Raw genomic sequence first — 14,318 nt, forward strand, 5'->3', positions numbered from 1 at the left:
CATGAGAAGATCGGCCCATGGCAGATACCGCGACGCTGATCCTCGTTCGCCACGGCGAGAGTGAATGGAATGCGCTGAACCTGTTCACCGGATGGGTCGACGTCGATCTGACCGACAAGGGTCGCGCCGAGGCCGCCCGGGCGGGTGAGCTGATCGCCGAGCTCGACCGGCTGCCCGACGTGCTCTACACCTCACTGCTGCGCCGGGCCATCACGACGGCCAACATCGCGCTGGACAAGGCCGATCGGCACTGGATTCCGGTGCACCGGGACTGGCGGCTCAACGAGCGGCACTACGGCGCGTTGCAGGGGCTGGACAAAGCCGAGACCAAAGCGAAGTACGGCGACGAGCAGTTCATGGCGTGGCGGCGCAGCTACGACACCCCGCCGCCGCCGATCGAGCCGGGCAGCAAGTACAGCCAGGACGCCGATCCCCGCTACGCCGACGTGCCCGGCGGGCCGCCGCGCACGGAGTGCCTCAAAGACGTCGTCGAGCGGTTCGTGCCGTACTTCACCGACGTCATCGTGCCCGACCTGCGCAGCGGTAAGACCGTGATGATCGCCGCACACGGCAACTCGCTGCGGGCGCTGGTCAAGTACCTCGACGGGATGTCCGACGACGACGTCGTGGGACTCAACATCCCGACCGGTATCCCGCTGCGCTACGACCTGGAGGGCGACCTGAAGCCGACCGTCGCCGGGGGCACGTATCTGGACCCCGACGCGGCGGCCGCGGGCGCCGCCGCCGTGGCGTCCCAGGGCGCGAAGTAGGACGCCCCGCCCGCGTCGGGCGAACAGAAGGTGAACGGTTGTCGGCGCCCGGCCGAACATCGGTCTCTGGGTGTGTGACTTGTCCGGTTTTCGCCGCACGCTGCTGGGATGACGTTCACCGAGTGCGTACGATTTTCGCGTGAGTGTCTCCTCGGCGCTGCTGCTCGCAGCGGTCGTGGCACTGCTCGGCGTGTCGATCGGCGTGGTCTTCGGCCTGGGGGCGGCCGCGCGACTTCGTCAGCGGCGTGAGCGCCGCGCGGTCGAGCAGACCGGGATCACGGTGTCGCAGATGCTGCGCCACGCCGTGGCCCAGTCACCGGTCGGCATCGTCGTCGTCGACACCTATCGCGACGTCGTCTACACCAACGAACGCGCGACCGAACTCGGGCTGGTCCGTGACCGGTTGCTCGACGACAGGGCGTGGCGGGCCGCCCAGCGGACACTGGCCAGCGGCGATGACGTCGAGTTCGACCTGTCGCCCCGCAAACGCGAGCGGTCGGGACGGTCCGGGCTCTCGGTCCGCGGCCACGTGCGACTGCTGACGGAGGACGATCGCCGGTTCGCGGTGCTCTACGTCGACGATCAGTCCGAGCATGCGCGCATGGAGGCGACGCGCCGCGATTTCGTGGCCAATGTCAGTCACGAGCTCAAGACGCCGGTCGGGGCGATGGGGGTGCTCGCCGAGGCCGTGCTCGCCTCCGCCGAGGACCCCGAGACGGTTCGGCACTTCGCCGAGAAGATGGTCACCGAGTCCCACCGGCTGGCCAGTATGGTCGGTGAACTCATCGAACTGTCCCGATTGCAGGGCGGCGAGCGGCTGCCGGATCTGGAAGCGGTCGACGTCGACACGGTGGTCGCCGAGGCGTTGTCGCGGCACAAGGTCGCCGCCGACAACGCCGACATCGCGGTCACGACCGATGCGCCCACCGGCTTCCAGGTGCTCGGCGACGAGACATTGCTGGTGACCGCGATCGCCAATTTGGTCTCCAACGCGATCGCGTACTCCCCGGACGGCTCCTCGGTGTCCGTCAGTCGCCGCCGGCGTGGGGACGACATCGAGATCGCGGTCACCGACCGCGGTATCGGCATCGCCCCCGCCGATCAGGAGCGTGTGTTCGAACGATTCTTCCGGGTGGACAAGGCCCGATCCCGGGCCACCGGAGGCACCGGGCTGGGGCTCGCGATCGTCAAACACGTCGCCGCCAATCACAACGGCTCGATCCGGCTGTGGAGTCAGCCGGGAACGGGCTCCACGTTCACCCTGTCGATCCCCGCGTATCTGCGGGAGGACGACCCCGACGAGCATGACGACCGAGAGGACTAGGACTGCGATGACCAGTGTGCTGATCGTGGAGGACGAAGAGTCCTTGGCCGATCCCCTGGCCTTCCTCCTGCGCAAGGAGGGCTTCGAGGCCACCGTGGTGGCCGACGGGCCGTCCGCGTTGGCCGAATTCGAGCGGTCCGGCGCCGACATCGTGCTGCTGGACCTCATGCTGCCTGGTATGAGCGGCACCGACGTGTGCAAACAGCTGCGGTCGCGGTCGAGCGTGCCGGTGATCATGGTGACGGCCCGCGACAGCGAGATCGACAAGGTCGTGGGCCTGGAGCTGGGCGCCGACGACTACGTGACCAAGCCGTACTCGGCGCGGGAGTTGATCGCCCGAATCCGGGCAGTGCTGCGCCGAGGGGCCGACACCGACGATGCGGGCATCGATGACGGTGTGCTCGAGGCGGGACCGGTGCGCATGGATGTCGAGCGCCACGTCGTCAGCGTCAACGGGACTCCGATCACGCTGCCGCTCAAGGAGTTCGACCTGCTGGAGTACCTGATGCGCAACAGCGGGCGAGTGCTGACCCGCGGGCAGTTGATCGATCGCGTGTGGGGCGCGGACTATGTCGGCGACACCAAGACACTCGATGTGCACGTCAAGCGGCTGCGCAGCAAGATCGAGGCCGATCCGGCCAATCCGGTGCACCTGGTCACCGTGCGCGGGCTGGGATACAAGCTCGAGGGCTGATCCGACCCGCCGAAGCGCTTCTCGGTTCGGATCCGGGCGGCTGGCAACGCTTCCGGTCCACGTCGATTCGTGCCGGCCGGCCGAATTGTAGCCATTTGAAAGCGTTGACCGTCAATGGATCCACACTGCACTCAGCCGCGTGCGCGACCTCTGAAGTCAGTACAACTCGCTAGCTGTACTGACCACGGACGTTAGGTACGGCGTGGCGTGGTGACATGAAGAAGACCTCCGAGTGAAGTGCGAGCTGTCTAGGAACGCACCAACCACCTCGGAGGTCTTCGTGTCCCACCGTAATGCCCCGTTGTCAGAAACCGGACGACTGCGTCTGGCCCGTTGCGTCGTCGAGGACGGCTGGACGCTGCGACGAGCGGCCGAACGCTTCCAGGTCGCGGTCACCACGGCCCAGCGCTGGGCCTCGCGATACCGAGAGCTCGGCCAGGCCGGCATGGCCGATCGAAGCTCACGACCGCACCGATGCCCCCACCAAACGCCCACCCGTACCGAGCGCCGCATCATCAAGGTCCGGGTGTTGCGCCGGTGGGGACCAGCCCGGATCGGTTACCTGCTGGGCATTCATCCCTCGACCGTGCACCGAGTGCTGACCCGCTACGGGGTCGCCCGGCTGCGCTGGCTGGACCGCCCGACGGGCCGCGTCATCCGGCGCATCGAATCCAAGGCTGTCGGAGACCTCGTCCACGTCGATGTCAAGAAAGTCGGCAAGGTCCCTATCGGCGGTGGCTGGCGGATGCAGGGGCGCAGCGTGGGGAACCGCAACGCGCAGGCCAGCAGAGGACCGGGCCAACACCCCAATCGCCGTCTTGTGCGTGGCTATCACTTCCTCCATACCGCGATCGACGGGCATTCCCGGCTGGTCTACAGCGGACTGTTGGCTGATGAGCGCAAAGAGACCGCTGCCGCGTTCTGGACACGCGCCAACGCTTGGTTCAACCAGTGCGGGATCATCGTACGGAAAGTGTTGACCGACAACGGTTCCTGCTACCGGTCGCACGTATTCCGTGACGCACTGGTTGGTATCGAGCACCGTCGCACCCGCCCCTATCGACCGCAGACCAACGGCAAGGTGGAGCGCTTCCACCGAACTCTGGCCGATGAATGGGCCTACGCCCGGCTCTACACCAGCGACGCGCAACGCTGCCAGGAGTATCCGCGCTGGCTGCACACCTACAATCACCATCGCGGCCACACCGCACTCGGCGGTCAACCACCAGCCAGCCGTGTACCTAACCTCTCAGGTCAGTACACCTAGCCCGTGCGGCCGTCCATGATCTCGAGCACCTCGAAGGTGTTGACCCCGGCGATCACCGAGGGGTCCGCCTCGCCGAGGGCCAGCGCCTCGGCACGGTCGGCGGCCCGCAACACCCCGAGTCCCCACACCCCTTCCGGATCGGCCACCGGCCCGTAGACGACCACCCGCCCCGCGGCCAGCAGTTCCTTCCAGTACTCGGTGTGCCCGGCCATCGCGTCCTGTTCGGCGTCGGTCATCGTCTGCGCGAAATCGGCGCGCGGGGGGATGAGCCGGAACAGGTAGAGGGGATCGCTCACTGCGCGGCCCGTGTGGCGGGATGAACGGCGATCAGCCCTAAACCGCTGCGCCGCTTGCACAGTGCCGCCAATTCGCCGTACGCCTTCTCACCGAGCAGCTCGGTCAGCTCCGGTGCATAGGATTGCCACACCGGCTTCTCTCCGACATGGGCGTTGGGGTCGCCGGTGCAGTACCAGGTCAGGTCGAGCCCGCCTTCGCCCCAACCGCGCCGGTCGTACTCAGTGATCGTCGACTTGAGGATCTCGGAGCCGTCGGGACGGGTGACCCACTCCTGCGTGCGCCGGATCGGCAGCTGCCAGCACACCTCCGGTTTGAGAGTCAGCGGTTCCACGCCCAACTGCAGCGCCTTGGTGTGCAGCGAGCACCCGATGCCGCCCGGCCAGCCGGGACGATTGAGAAAGATGCACGCCCCCTTGTACTTTCGCGTCCGCCACGTGGGTTCGTCGTCGTATTCGTCGAGCTCCAGGTAGCCCTTCTTGCCGAGGCCCTTGTCCCGGAACTGCCAGTCCTCGTCGGTGAGCAGTTTCACTGCGTCGTCGAGCTTGGCGCGGTCGTCGTCGTCGGAGAGAAACGCGCCGTGGGAACAACATCCGTCGTCGGGGCGGTCTGCGACGGTGCCCTTGCACGCCGGGGTGCCGAACACACACGTCCAGCGCGACAGCAGCCATGTCAGATCCGCCGCTATCAGGTGTTTGGGGTCTTCGGGGTCGTAGAACTCCACCCACTCCCGGGCGAAATCGAGTTCCACCTCACCCGGGTACGGACCAGTCACGGTTTTCCACGGTAGACCCATTAGGTTGGACGGGTGCGATTAGGCGTGCTCGACGTGGGCAGCAATACCGTTCACCTGTTGGTGGTGGACGCGCGCCGCGGTGGGCATCCCACGCCGATGAGTTCGACGAAGGCCTCACTGCGGCTCGCCGAGGCCATCGACACGTCGGGGAAGTTGACGCGCAGAGGCGCCGACAAGCTGATCGGCACGATCGACGAGTTCGCCAAGATCGCCACCAGCTCGGGGTGCTCGGAGCTCATGGCGTTCGCGACGTCGGCGGTACGCGATGCGAAGAACTCCGAAGACGTGCTGGCGCGGGTGAAGTCGGACACCGGCGTGGATCTGCGGGTGCTCAGCGGTGTCGACGAGTCGCGGCTGACGTTCCTGGCGGTGCGGCGCTGGTACGGCTGGAGCGCCGGCCGCATCATCAACATCGACATCGGCGGCGGGTCGCTCGAGCTGTCGAGCGGGGTGGACGAAGAGCCCGATGTGGCGATGTCGCTACCCCTGGGCGCCGGCCGGCTGACCCGCGAGTGGCTGCCCGAGGATCCGCCCGGCCGCCGGCGCGTGGCGATGCTGCGGGACTGGCTGGCCAATGAGCTCTCCGAGGCCGGGGCCGCGATCACCGAGGCGGGCACCCCCGATCTGGCGGTCGCGACGTCGAAGACGTTCCGTTCGCTGGCCCGGCTCACCGGTGCGGCGCCGTCGGGCGCGGGTCCCCGGGTCAAGCGCACGCTGACCGCAGCGGGTCTTCGCCAGCTCATAGCTTTCATCTCTAGGATGACCGCGTCCGACCGTGCCGAGCTGGAAGGAGTCAGCGCCGACCGTGCGCCGCAGATCGTGGCGGGCGCCCTGGTGGCCGAGGCGAGCATGAAAGCCCTAGGTATCGAAAGCGTAGACATTTGCCCATGGGCGTTGCGGGAGGGCTTGATCCTGCGGAAACTCGACAGCGAAGCCGACGGTACGGCGCTCGTGGGCGGGCATTCGCCCGCCGGGCGGGTGTCGGTGCGTAATGCTGGACGGTAAGCAGGCAACCGCGAGAGCGAGCAGGCGATGACTGGACCAGACGACTACACCAACACCCGACCGATCTCGGTCGCCGAACTGCTGGCCAAGAACGGCACGATCGGCGCACCCCCGGTCGGTGGCCGGCGTCGCCGTCGCCGCGGTAACGCCGATGCCGTCACCGTTGCCGAGCTCACCGGTGAGATCCCGATCGTCCGGCCCGACGAACCCGCCGAGCCGGAACCGGAACCCGAACCGGAACCGGAGCAGGCCGCAGCCGCCGAGGCCGACGTCGACCACGAGGCCTCCGTCGAGCAGAGCGACGACGTCGCTGATGCGGCGGAGGTGACCGAAGCCGACGACGAGCTCGTTGAGGTCGAGGACTCCGACGATTCCGGTGAGTCCGACGCCACCTCGACCGACGTCTCCGACGATGAGGACATTGCCGAGGAGTCGAAGGACGCCGGCGCCGCGCCGCGCCGCTCGCCGTTCGGCCGGTTCGGCCGCAAGAGCGCCCCGGCCGTCGACGCGGAGCTGATGAGCCCCGACCCGGTGGATGTCGACCCCGATGGCCCCGTCGACGGCGTCGTCGGCCCTGCCGACATCGACGACACGGTGTCCGAGAACCTCGAGGACGAGGCCGGCGAGGCCGACGACACGGCGCTCGACGACGCGGACGACGACGACACAGCCCTCGACGACACGGCCCTCGATGACGCTGACCATGACACGGCGCTCGACAACACGGACCATGACGGCACCGACGATGACGAATTGCCGTCGTACCTGCGGTCGACGCAGGATCCGTTGTTCGGTGGCGAGACCGTCGCCGACGACGTCGCGCGCCGCAGCGGTCGGCAGCAGACGGCCGACCCCGCCGACGATCTTGCCGATGACCTCGCCGACGATGAGGACGACGACGAACTCGAGCCGCAGCGGCAGATGTCGCCGCTGGTCCACGGTCTGTGGGTGGTGGGGCAGAGCGTCGTCGCCGTCATCTTCGGCGCCGGTCTCTTCGTCGCGTTCGACCAGCTGTGGAAGTGGAACAACATCGTCGCGCTGGTGCTGTCGGTGCTGGTGATCCTCGGCCTCGTGGTCGGAGTCCGGGTGGTGCGCAAGACCGAGGACATCGGTAGCACGCTGATCGCGGTGGCGGTCGGCGCGCTCGTCACCCTCGGGCCGCTCGCGCTTCTGCAATCAGGCTGATCGGGGTGCGTCCCGCCATCAAGGTCGGTCTGTCCACGGCCTCGGTCTACCCACTGAAGACCGAGGCCGCGTTCGAGATGGCCGCCGCCCTGGGCTATGACGGCGTCGAGCTGATGGTGTGGGCGGAGTCCGTGAGCCAGGACATCGACGCCGTCGAGGAACTGTCGAGGCGCTACGGCGTCCCCGTGCTGTCGGTGCACGCGCCCTGCCTTCTCATCTCCCAGCGCGTGTGGGGTGCGAACCCGATCGCGAAGCTCGACCGCAGCGTGCGGGCCGCCGAGCAACTGGGCGCCCAGACCGTCGTGGTCCACCCGCCGTTCCGCTGGCAGCGGCGCTACGCCGAGGGGTTCGCCGCCCAGGTCGCCGAGCTCGAGGCGGGCAGTGACGTCATGGTCGCGGTGGAGAACATGTTTCCCTTCCGCGCCGACCGATTCTTCGGTTCCGGGCAGACGTCGATCGACCGGATGCGCAAGCGCGGCGGTGCCCCCGGTCCGGGCATCTCGGCCTTCGCGCCCTCCTACGATCCGCTCGACGGCGGCCACGCGCATTACACGCTGGACCTCTCGCACGCCGCGACGGCCGGCTCCGACGCCGTCGACATGGCGCGGCGGATGGGGGAGGGGTTGGTGCACCTTCACCTGTGCGACGGCAGCGGCGGCCCGACCGACGAGCACCTCGTCCCCGGCCGCGGCACACAGCCGGCCGTGGAAGTCTGCGAGACGCTGGCCGCCAGTGACTTCGCGGGCCACGTCATCCTCGAGGTGACGACCTCGGGCGCGCGGTCGGCGGCCGAGCGGGAAGAGTTGCTGACCGAGTCGCTGCAGTTCGCCCGCACACACCTGTTGCGCTGACCCTGCAAGGACATCCATGACGAGTTCGACCCTGTTCACCGATGCGATGGCACTGACCCCCGACGGTGCGGGCATCTATCACGGGCTGCTCAACGAGCACTGGACCATCGGCCCCAAGGTGCACGGCGGCGCGATGCTCGCGCTGTGCGCCCACGCCGCGCGCACCGAACTCGCCGAACCCGGAACCGAACCCATCGCGGTGTCGGGCAGTTTCCTGTGGGCTCCCGACCCCGGCCCGATGCAGGTCGTCACGACGGTGCGCAAGCGCGGGCGGCGGGTCAGCCTCATCGATGTCGAGCTGAACCAGGGTTCGCGGACCGCGCTGCGGGCAGCCATCACGCTGGGCCGCCCCGAACACCATGTGCCGCCGCTGTTGTCGGTCAACCCGGTGCTGCCGTTGATGACCCCCGATCCGCCGCCCGGGCTGAAACCGATCGGTCCCGGGCATCCGATGGCCGACGTCGTCCACCTCTCTCGCGGCTGCGACATCCGTCCGTCGTTGACGTCGTTCGCCCCGCGCGGCGACGGTGGCCCACCGCTGATCGAGTACTGGGTCCGGCCCAAGGGCGCGGCGCCCGACGTCCTGTTCGCCCTGCTGTGCGGCGACGTGTCGGCCCCGGTCACGATGGGGCTCAACAGGTTCGGCTGGGCGCCCACGGTGCAGCTGACGGCCTTCGTGCGGGCCGTGCCGGCCGACGGGTGGCTGCGGGTGATGTGCACGACGACCCAGATCGGGCAGGTGTGGTTCGACGAGGACCACATCGTCGTCGACCAGGACGGTCGCATCATCGTGCAGACCCGGCAACTCGCGATGGTGCCCGCCCCTCCCGACTGATTCCGAAGGGCCCGCCGTGTCATGCTGTCCCGCATGGCCAGAATCGCGATCATCGGCGGCGGCAGTATCGGCGAGGCGTTGCTGGCGGGACTGTTGCGTGCCGGGCGTCAGACCAAGGACCTCGTCGTCGCGGAGAAGAACCCGTCCCGCGGCACGTATCTGGCGGACAAATACGGCGTGCGCATAGCGTCGGTGGCCGAGGCGGTCGACACCGCGACGTACGTGATCGTCGCGGTCAAGCCGTCCGACGTGGGCAGCGTGATCGGAGACATCGCCGACACGGCGGCGCGCGCCGAGAGCGACGCGGCCGAGCAGATCTTCGTGACGGTGGCGGCCGGGGTCAGTGCGGCCTACTTCGAGAACAAGCTTCCCGCCGGGTCTCCCGTGGTGCGGGTGATGCCGAATGCGCCGATGCTGGTCGGTGGCGGGGTCAGCGCGGTCGCCCCCGGTCGTTTTGCCACCGCCGAGCACATCCGCGGGGTGTCGTCGCTGTTCGACGCCGTCGGCGGCGTGCTGACCGTCGCGGAGAGCCAGATCGACGCCGTCACCGCGGTCTCCGGGTCCGGTCCCGCGTACTTCTTCCTGATGGTCGAGGCGCTCGTGGACGCCGGGGTCGATGCGGGTTTGACCCGCTCGGTGGCCACCGATCTGGTGGTGCAGACGATGGCCGGCTCCGCAGCGATGCTGCTGGAGCGGTTGGACGCCGAAGGTGCGGGCGGGGACTCCGCGTCGGGTCCCGCCGGGGCGATGGCATCGCCGACCGACACCTCGGCCGCCCAGCTGCGGGCCACGGTCACCTCGCCCGGCGGCACCACCGCCGCTGGGCTGCGGGAACTGGAACGTGGGGGCTTGCGTGCGGCGGTCGCCAACGCCGTGGAGGCCGCAAAAAACCGCTCTGAGCAGCTCGGAATTACACCCGAGTAGTTCAGGAATTTCTCACTGATTAGCCCACACCCGTCGCAGTAACCCCACCCGCCACGCTATTCTCCCAGTGGTAAGCGTGGGTCGGTGCCAGCGGTGGGGAAGCCGCTGGAACTGCCCACGCCTGATGGATTGGGTTGCGATGACGTCTATGAACGGGCCGTCGGCGCGGGATTCCAGCGGAAAGGCGGCGCGCGACGCCGGCCAGTCCGAAGGTCAGCCGCCTCGAGCTCAATTTCTCACCGTGGCCGAGGTGGCCAGCCTGATGCGAGTCAGCAAGATGACCGTGTATCGGCTGGTGCACAACGGTGAGCTGCCCGCCGTGCGGGTCGGCCGCTCGTTCCGCGTCCACGCCAAGGCCGTCCACGACATGCTGGAGAGCTCTTACTTCGACGCGGGCTAGTTCGGGCTCCAGATGGCTGATTTCGGCGCTGGGACTGTCGCCAGGTAATGTCGTCGGTCGAGATCGTCGAAAAAACCGAGGTAGCGGAGTTCATGGGTTCAGTCATCAAGAAGCGGCGCAAGCGCATGTCGAAGAAGAAGCATCGCAAGCTTCTTCGTCGTACCCGGGTGCAGCGCAGAAAACTCGGCAAGTAGTCCGCTTGCGCCTGCCGCTAGGCTGCGGAGATGGATGCTGGGGGTGACTCGGGTGGCTCCGATGCCCGGGACGGTCTGACTTATCCCAAGGTCGTTCTGGTCACCGGCGCGTGCCGGTTCCTCGGCGGTTATCTGATCGCCCGGCTCGCGCAGAATCCCTTGATCAACCACGTCATCGCGGTCGACGCGATCGCGCCGAGCAAGGATCTGCTGCGGCGCATGGGCCGCGCGGAGTTCGTCCGGGCCGACATCCGGAATCCCTTCATCGCCAAGGTGATTCGCAACGGCGACGTCGACACCGTGGTGCATGCGGCCGCGGCGTCGTATGCGCCCCGGTCCGGCGGTCGCGCCACGCTCAAAGAGTTGAACGTGATGGGCGCGATCCAGTTGTTCGCGGCCTGTCAGAAGGCGCCGTCGGTGCGTCGGGTCATACTCAAATCGACCTCGGAGATCTACGGGTCGAGCTCCCGTGACCCCGTGCTGTTCGCCGAGAGCAGCAGCCGGCGGCGGCCGCCCGGAGAAGGGTTCGCGCGCGACAGCATCGACATCGAGGGGTACGCCCGCGGACTGGGCCGGCGACGGCCCGACATCGCGGTCACCATCCTGCGGCTTGCCAACATGATCGGTCCCGCGATGGACACCGCTCTGTCGCGCTACCTGGCCGGGCCGGTGGTGCCGACGATCATCGGACACGACGCGCGCATGCAGTTGCTGCACGAGCAGGATGCGCTGGGCGCGATGGAGCGCGCGACGATCGCGGGCAAGGCGGGCACGTTCAACATCGGTGCGTCCGGAGTGATCATGATGAGCCAGGCGATCCGGCGTTCCGGACGTCTCGCGCTCCCGATGCCGCGCGCAGCGCTGTCGCTGTGGCGACCCGGCCGCCCGACCGAGCTCGACCGGGAGCGCCTGGACTACCTCAGCTACGGCAGGGTCATGGACACCACCCGGATGCGCAGCGAACTCGGCTACACACCGAAGTGGACCACCACGGAAGCCTTCGACGACTATGTCCGCGGTCGGGGACTCAAGCCCATCGTGGACCCCGGCTGGGTTTCTGCTGTGGAGCGCCGCGCTGTGACGGCGGCGGCGCGGTTCGGGCGCTAGACTCAGGGCTCAGCGAGGGGGGCGGGGTCACCCCATCTCGAGGCGAAGAAGGTGAGAAGCAAGACGGTGGCGGGCGAGTCGAAGGCGAAAGTCATTCCCCTGCATTCGAATTCGGGGCGAAGTGCAGCGGCCCGTCGGGCGGCGGCCCAGCGGGGAGACCGCTCCCGCCGCCATCCTTCTCTCTACGGTGACGGCGACGGCCGCGCCACCGCCGAGGAGCTGTCCGCCGTCGTCCGCGACATCGACGCCCATCGTGACGCCGGTGGCTTCGGCGCGGGGCCGGACACCGAACCCAGTGAGCTCGCCAATCGGATCGCCGCGGTGGCCGACTTCATCCGCAAGCGGATGGTCGGGGACTACACCGTCGACGAGTTCGGCTTCGATCCGCACCTCAACAACGCGATCTTCCTGCCCGTGCTGCGGGTGCTGTTCAACTCGTGGTTCCGCGTCGAGGTCAGCGGGGTGGAGAACCTGCCGGAGACCGGCGCGGGCCTCGTGGTAGCCAACCATGCCGGCGTGCTGCCGTTCGACGGTCTGATGACCTCGGTGGCGGTCCGCGACCACCATCCGGCGCAGCGTGATCTGCGCCTGCTGGCCGCCGACATGGTGTTCGACATGCCGTTCATCGGGCAGGCCGCCCGCAAGGCCGGCCACACCATGGCATGCACCGACGATGCGCACCGGCTGCTGGCTGCCGGAGAGCTGACCGCGGTGTTCCCCGAGGGTTACAAAGGCCTGGGGAAGCACTTCAAGGACCGCTACAAGCTGCAGCGATTCGGCCGCGGCGGCTTCGTCTCCGCCGCGCTGCGCACCAAGGCGCCGATCGTGCCGTGTTCGATCGTCGGCTCCGAGGAGATCTACCCGATGGTGGCTGACGTGAAGCTGCTGGCGCGGCTGCTCGGTCTGCCCTACTTCCCGGTCACGCCGCTGTTCCCGCTGGCCGGCCCCCTCGGCGTGGTGCCGCTGCCGTCGAAGTGGTACATCCAGTTCGGCGAGCCCATCGACACGGCCGATTACGACGATTCGGCGGCCGACGACCCGATGATCACCTTCGAGATCACCGATCAGGTGCGCGAAACCATCCAGCAGACCCTCTACCAGCTGCTGGCCAACCGCAGGAACACGTTCTTCGGCTGATCCGGGGCAGGTCCTACTGGGCGGTCTGCTTGGCCACCATCGCGCGCAGCGCTTCGTCGCGTCGAGCGGCGATCCGGTCGCTGATCTCATCGGCCTCGGTGTCCGACTGCGCCTCGCCCATCACCGTGACGACGCTGGTCAGCACCGGCTCACCACGCTCGTCGGTGACTTCGCCACGGACCTCGGTGACGACGGCGCCGTGCGACTCGGTCACCGAGTCCAGATAGGAATCGAAGAACAGCTTGTCCCCGGCGAGGATCGGCCGGTGGAAGGTGATCTTCTGATCGCGGTGCAGGACCCGCTCCATGTTGATCGGCACGTCGAACTGGTTGAAGATCTCCAACTGCACGCGCCGGCCCGCGACGGCCAGGAAGGTCAGTGACGCGATCAGCGCGTCGTGGCCGCACTCCTTGGCGGCCTCCTCGCTGTAGTGCGCGGGGTGGTCGTCTTTGACGGCGCGGGCGAACTCCCGGATCTTCTCGCGGTCGACCTCGAAGTAGTCGGGGTACCGGTAATGGGTCCCGATGATGTTCTGGGCAATGGTCATGCGTGACCCGCTTTCGTCTCCGCTGTCGTCACTGCGGCGCGAGCCTATCAGCGGCGCCCGGGAGCTATTTCGGGTCGCGACGGGACACCACGGCAGCGAGCGCGCCACCGACGGCACCGAGGGCGAGCGCCGAGGGCACCCCGATGCGGGCCGCTTTGCGTGCGGTGCGGAAATCGCGAATCTCCCAGCCTCGCTCGCGGGCGAGCTCGCGCAGGTCGGCGTCGGGGTTGATCGCCACCGCCGTCCCGACCAGCGACAGCATCGGCACGTCGTTGAAGCTGTCGGAGTACGCGGTGCATCGGCGCAGGTTGAGGCCCTCGCGGATGGCCAGCGAGCGCACGGCGTGCGCCTTGCCGGTGCCGTGCAGGATGTCGCCGACCAGGCGCCCGGTGAACACACCGTCGATCGACTCGGCGACGGTGCCCAGTGCGCCGGTGAGCCCGAGTCTGCGCGCGATCGTGTCGGCCAGCTCGTACGGCGTCGCGGTGACCAGCCACACCTGCTGACCGGCATCGAGATGCATCTGCGCCAGCGCGCGGGTGCCCGGCCAGATCTTGTCGGCGATGATCTCGTCGTAGATCTCCTCGCCGAGCGCCACCAGCTCGGCGGTCGAGCGGCCCTCGATGAACGCCAGCGCCTTGCGTCGCCCCGCCGCGACGTCGTCGCTGTTCTCGCGTCCGGTCAGCTGAAACTTCGCCTGCGCCATCGCGAAGCGGGCCAGGTCTTTGTAGGTGAAGTACTCGCGGGCCGCCAGGCCACGAGCGAAATGCACCAGCGACGAGCCGTGCACCAGCGTGTTGTCCACGTCGAAGAACGCGGCGGCGGTCAGGTCCGGAGGCGGCGGGGGCGGGCCCGGTAGCTCGTCACCCAGCTCGATGGCCGGTTCGGTGACGCCGTCGGCGGCGACCGCGGAGCTGCTCTCCCCGGCGATCTCCTGCGCCCGTGATTCGATGCCGATCTCAGTACCGTCGGACACGGGTACAACACT

General features: G+C 68.2%; 17 protein-coding genes. 13 read left to right on the forward strand and 4 right to left on the reverse strand.

Annotated features, from left to right (window positions below; all coding sequences use genetic code 11):
- The first annotated feature begins 17 nt into the window (after nucleotides 1-17).
- From ACXYX3_RS03095 to ACXYX3_RS03110, 4 genes are all read left to right on the forward strand, one after another.
- Entirely contained in the window at nucleotides 18-770 is a 753-nt protein-coding gene (locus ACXYX3_RS03095; RefSeq protein WP_458610106.1) for a phosphoglyceromutase, read from the forward strand.
- A gap of 139 nt (nucleotides 771-909) precedes the next feature.
- Entirely contained in the window at nucleotides 910-2,094 is a 1,185-nt protein-coding gene (locus tag ACXYX3_RS03100; RefSeq protein ID WP_458610107.1) for a sensor histidine kinase, read from the forward strand.
- Between the two features lie 7 nt (nucleotides 2,095-2,101).
- On the forward strand, nucleotides 2,102-2,788 hold the full coding sequence (gene regX, locus ACXYX3_RS03105; RefSeq protein ID WP_241206511.1) for a two-component sensory transduction protein RegX: 687 nt from the start codon (nucleotides 2,102-2,104) through the stop codon (nucleotides 2,786-2,788).
- A 280-nt stretch (nucleotides 2,789-3,068) separates the two neighbouring features.
- Nucleotides 3,069-4,055 carry an IS481 family transposase gene (locus ACXYX3_RS03110; RefSeq protein WP_458610108.1) on the forward strand — a complete coding sequence of 329 codons (987 nt, stop codon included), beginning with the start codon at nucleotides 3,069-3,071 and terminating at the stop codon, nucleotides 4,053-4,055.
- Here the strand turns inward: ACXYX3_RS03110 and ACXYX3_RS03115 are convergent.
- Both ACXYX3_RS03115 and ACXYX3_RS03120 read right to left on the reverse strand, forming a co-directional pair.
- The gene (locus tag ACXYX3_RS03115) at nucleotides 4,052-4,291 is read right to left on the reverse strand and encodes a YciI family protein (RefSeq protein ID WP_241206609.1); all 240 of its coding nucleotides are present in this window, start codon (nucleotides 4,289-4,291) and stop codon (nucleotides 4,052-4,054) included. The two genes, ACXYX3_RS03110 and ACXYX3_RS03115, sit on opposite strands and share 4 nt — an antisense overlap.
- Nucleotides 4,292-4,347: 56 nt before the next feature.
- The gene (locus ACXYX3_RS03120; RefSeq protein WP_458610109.1) at nucleotides 4,348-5,145 is read right to left on the reverse strand and encodes a DUF3109 family protein; all 798 of its coding nucleotides are present in this window, start codon (nucleotides 5,143-5,145) and stop codon (nucleotides 4,348-4,350) included.
- A 12-nt stretch (nucleotides 5,146-5,157) separates the two neighbouring features.
- On the opposite strand from ACXYX3_RS03120, the gene ACXYX3_RS03125 reads away from it, so the two are divergent.
- The 9 genes from ACXYX3_RS03125 (at nucleotide 5,158) to ACXYX3_RS03165 (ending at nucleotide 12,783) form a co-directional block, all read left to right on the forward strand.
- On the forward strand, nucleotides 5,158-6,150 hold the full coding sequence (locus ACXYX3_RS03125) for a Ppx/GppA family phosphatase (RefSeq protein WP_241206500.1): 993 nt from the start codon (nucleotides 5,158-5,160) through the stop codon (nucleotides 6,148-6,150).
- A gap of 27 nt (nucleotides 6,151-6,177) precedes the next feature.
- The gene (locus ACXYX3_RS03130) at nucleotides 6,178-7,335 is read left to right on the forward strand and encodes a hypothetical protein (RefSeq protein WP_458610110.1); all 1,158 of its coding nucleotides are present in this window, start codon (nucleotides 6,178-6,180) and stop codon (nucleotides 7,333-7,335) included.
- Nucleotides 7,336-7,340: 5 nt separating this feature from the next.
- Nucleotides 7,341-8,186: a sugar phosphate isomerase/epimerase family protein gene (locus ACXYX3_RS03135; RefSeq protein ID WP_458610111.1), complete on the forward strand. Its 846-nt coding sequence runs from the start codon at nucleotides 7,341-7,343 to the stop codon at nucleotides 8,184-8,186.
- A gap of 16 nt (nucleotides 8,187-8,202) precedes the next feature.
- Nucleotides 8,203-9,021: a thioesterase family protein gene (locus ACXYX3_RS03140; protein WP_458610112.1), complete on the forward strand. Its 819-nt coding sequence runs from the start codon at nucleotides 8,203-8,205 to the stop codon at nucleotides 9,019-9,021.
- A gap of 33 nt (nucleotides 9,022-9,054) precedes the next feature.
- Nucleotides 9,055-9,945: a pyrroline-5-carboxylate reductase gene (proC, locus tag ACXYX3_RS03145; RefSeq protein WP_241206496.1), complete on the forward strand. Its 891-nt coding sequence runs from the start codon at nucleotides 9,055-9,057 to the stop codon at nucleotides 9,943-9,945.
- Between the two features lie 139 nt (nucleotides 9,946-10,084).
- A complete protein-coding gene (locus ACXYX3_RS03150) occupies nucleotides 10,085-10,345 on the forward strand; it encodes a helix-turn-helix domain-containing protein (RefSeq protein WP_241206495.1) in 261 nt (86 codons plus the stop codon).
- Nucleotides 10,346-10,437: 92 nt separating this feature from the next.
- A complete protein-coding gene (locus ACXYX3_RS03155) occupies nucleotides 10,438-10,539 on the forward strand; it encodes a 30S ribosomal protein bS22 (protein WP_003402602.1) in 102 nt (33 codons plus the stop codon).
- Nucleotides 10,540-10,569: 30 nt separating this feature from the next.
- Nucleotides 10,570-11,646 (forward strand): SDR family oxidoreductase, encoded by a 1,077-nt coding sequence (locus tag ACXYX3_RS03160; protein WP_241206494.1) that lies wholly within the window; start codon nucleotides 10,570-10,572, stop codon nucleotides 11,644-11,646.
- 66 nt (nucleotides 11,647-11,712) lie between these two features.
- Nucleotides 11,713-12,783: a lysophospholipid acyltransferase family protein gene (locus ACXYX3_RS03165; RefSeq protein ID WP_458611963.1), complete on the forward strand. Its 1,071-nt coding sequence runs from the start codon at nucleotides 11,713-11,715 to the stop codon at nucleotides 12,781-12,783.
- Nucleotides 12,784-12,796: 13 nt separating this feature from the next.
- Here the strand turns inward: ACXYX3_RS03165 and ACXYX3_RS03170 are convergent, their stop codons facing one another.
- Nucleotides 12,797-13,330 (reverse strand): FAS1-like dehydratase domain-containing protein, encoded by a 534-nt coding sequence (locus ACXYX3_RS03170; protein WP_241206493.1) that lies wholly within the window; start codon nucleotides 13,328-13,330, stop codon nucleotides 12,797-12,799.
- 64 nt (nucleotides 13,331-13,394) lie between these two features.
- Nucleotides 13,395-14,306, reverse strand: a complete 912-nt coding sequence (locus tag ACXYX3_RS03175; protein ID WP_458610113.1) for an HAD family hydrolase — start codon at nucleotides 14,304-14,306, stop codon at nucleotides 13,395-13,397.
- Between the last annotated feature and the right edge of the window lie 12 nt (nucleotides 14,307-14,318).

The sequence above is a fragment of the Mycobacterium sp. Panama NTM2 genome (genome assembly GCF_054355555.1).

What these genes read in the sequence shown, in the direction of transcription:
- ACXYX3_RS03095 (WP_458610106.1), top strand. Translation starts at nt 18, where the DNA reads ATGGCAGATACCGCGACGCTGATCCTCGTTCGCCACGGCGAGAGTGAA.
- regX (WP_241206511.1), top strand. Translation starts at nt 2,102, where the DNA reads ATGACCAGTGTGCTGATCGTGGAGGACGAAGAGTCCTTGGCCGATCCC.
- ACXYX3_RS03115 (WP_241206609.1), bottom strand. Translation starts at nt 4,291, where the DNA reads ATGACCGACGCCGAACAGGACGCGATGGCCGGGCACACCGAGTACTGG.
- ACXYX3_RS03120 (WP_458610109.1), bottom strand. Translation starts at nt 5,145, where the DNA reads ATGGGTCTACCGTGGAAAACCGTGACTGGTCCGTACCCGGGTGAGGTG.
- ACXYX3_RS03130 (WP_458610110.1), top strand. Translation starts at nt 6,178, where the DNA reads ATGACTGGACCAGACGACTACACCAACACCCGACCGATCTCGGTCGCC.
- ACXYX3_RS03140 (WP_458610112.1), top strand. Translation starts at nt 8,203, where the DNA reads ATGACGAGTTCGACCCTGTTCACCGATGCGATGGCACTGACCCCCGAC.
- proC (WP_241206496.1), top strand. Translation starts at nt 9,055, where the DNA reads ATGGCCAGAATCGCGATCATCGGCGGCGGCAGTATCGGCGAGGCGTTG.
- ACXYX3_RS03150 (WP_241206495.1), top strand. Translation starts at nt 10,085, where the DNA reads ATGACGTCTATGAACGGGCCGTCGGCGCGGGATTCCAGCGGAAAGGCG.
- ACXYX3_RS03155 (WP_003402602.1), top strand. Translation starts at nt 10,438, where the DNA reads ATGGGTTCAGTCATCAAGAAGCGGCGCAAGCGCATGTCGAAGAAGAAG.
- ACXYX3_RS03160 (WP_241206494.1), top strand. Translation starts at nt 10,570, where the DNA reads ATGGATGCTGGGGGTGACTCGGGTGGCTCCGATGCCCGGGACGGTCTG.
- ACXYX3_RS03170 (WP_241206493.1), bottom strand. Translation starts at nt 13,330, where the DNA reads ATGACCATTGCCCAGAACATCATCGGGACCCATTACCGGTACCCCGAC.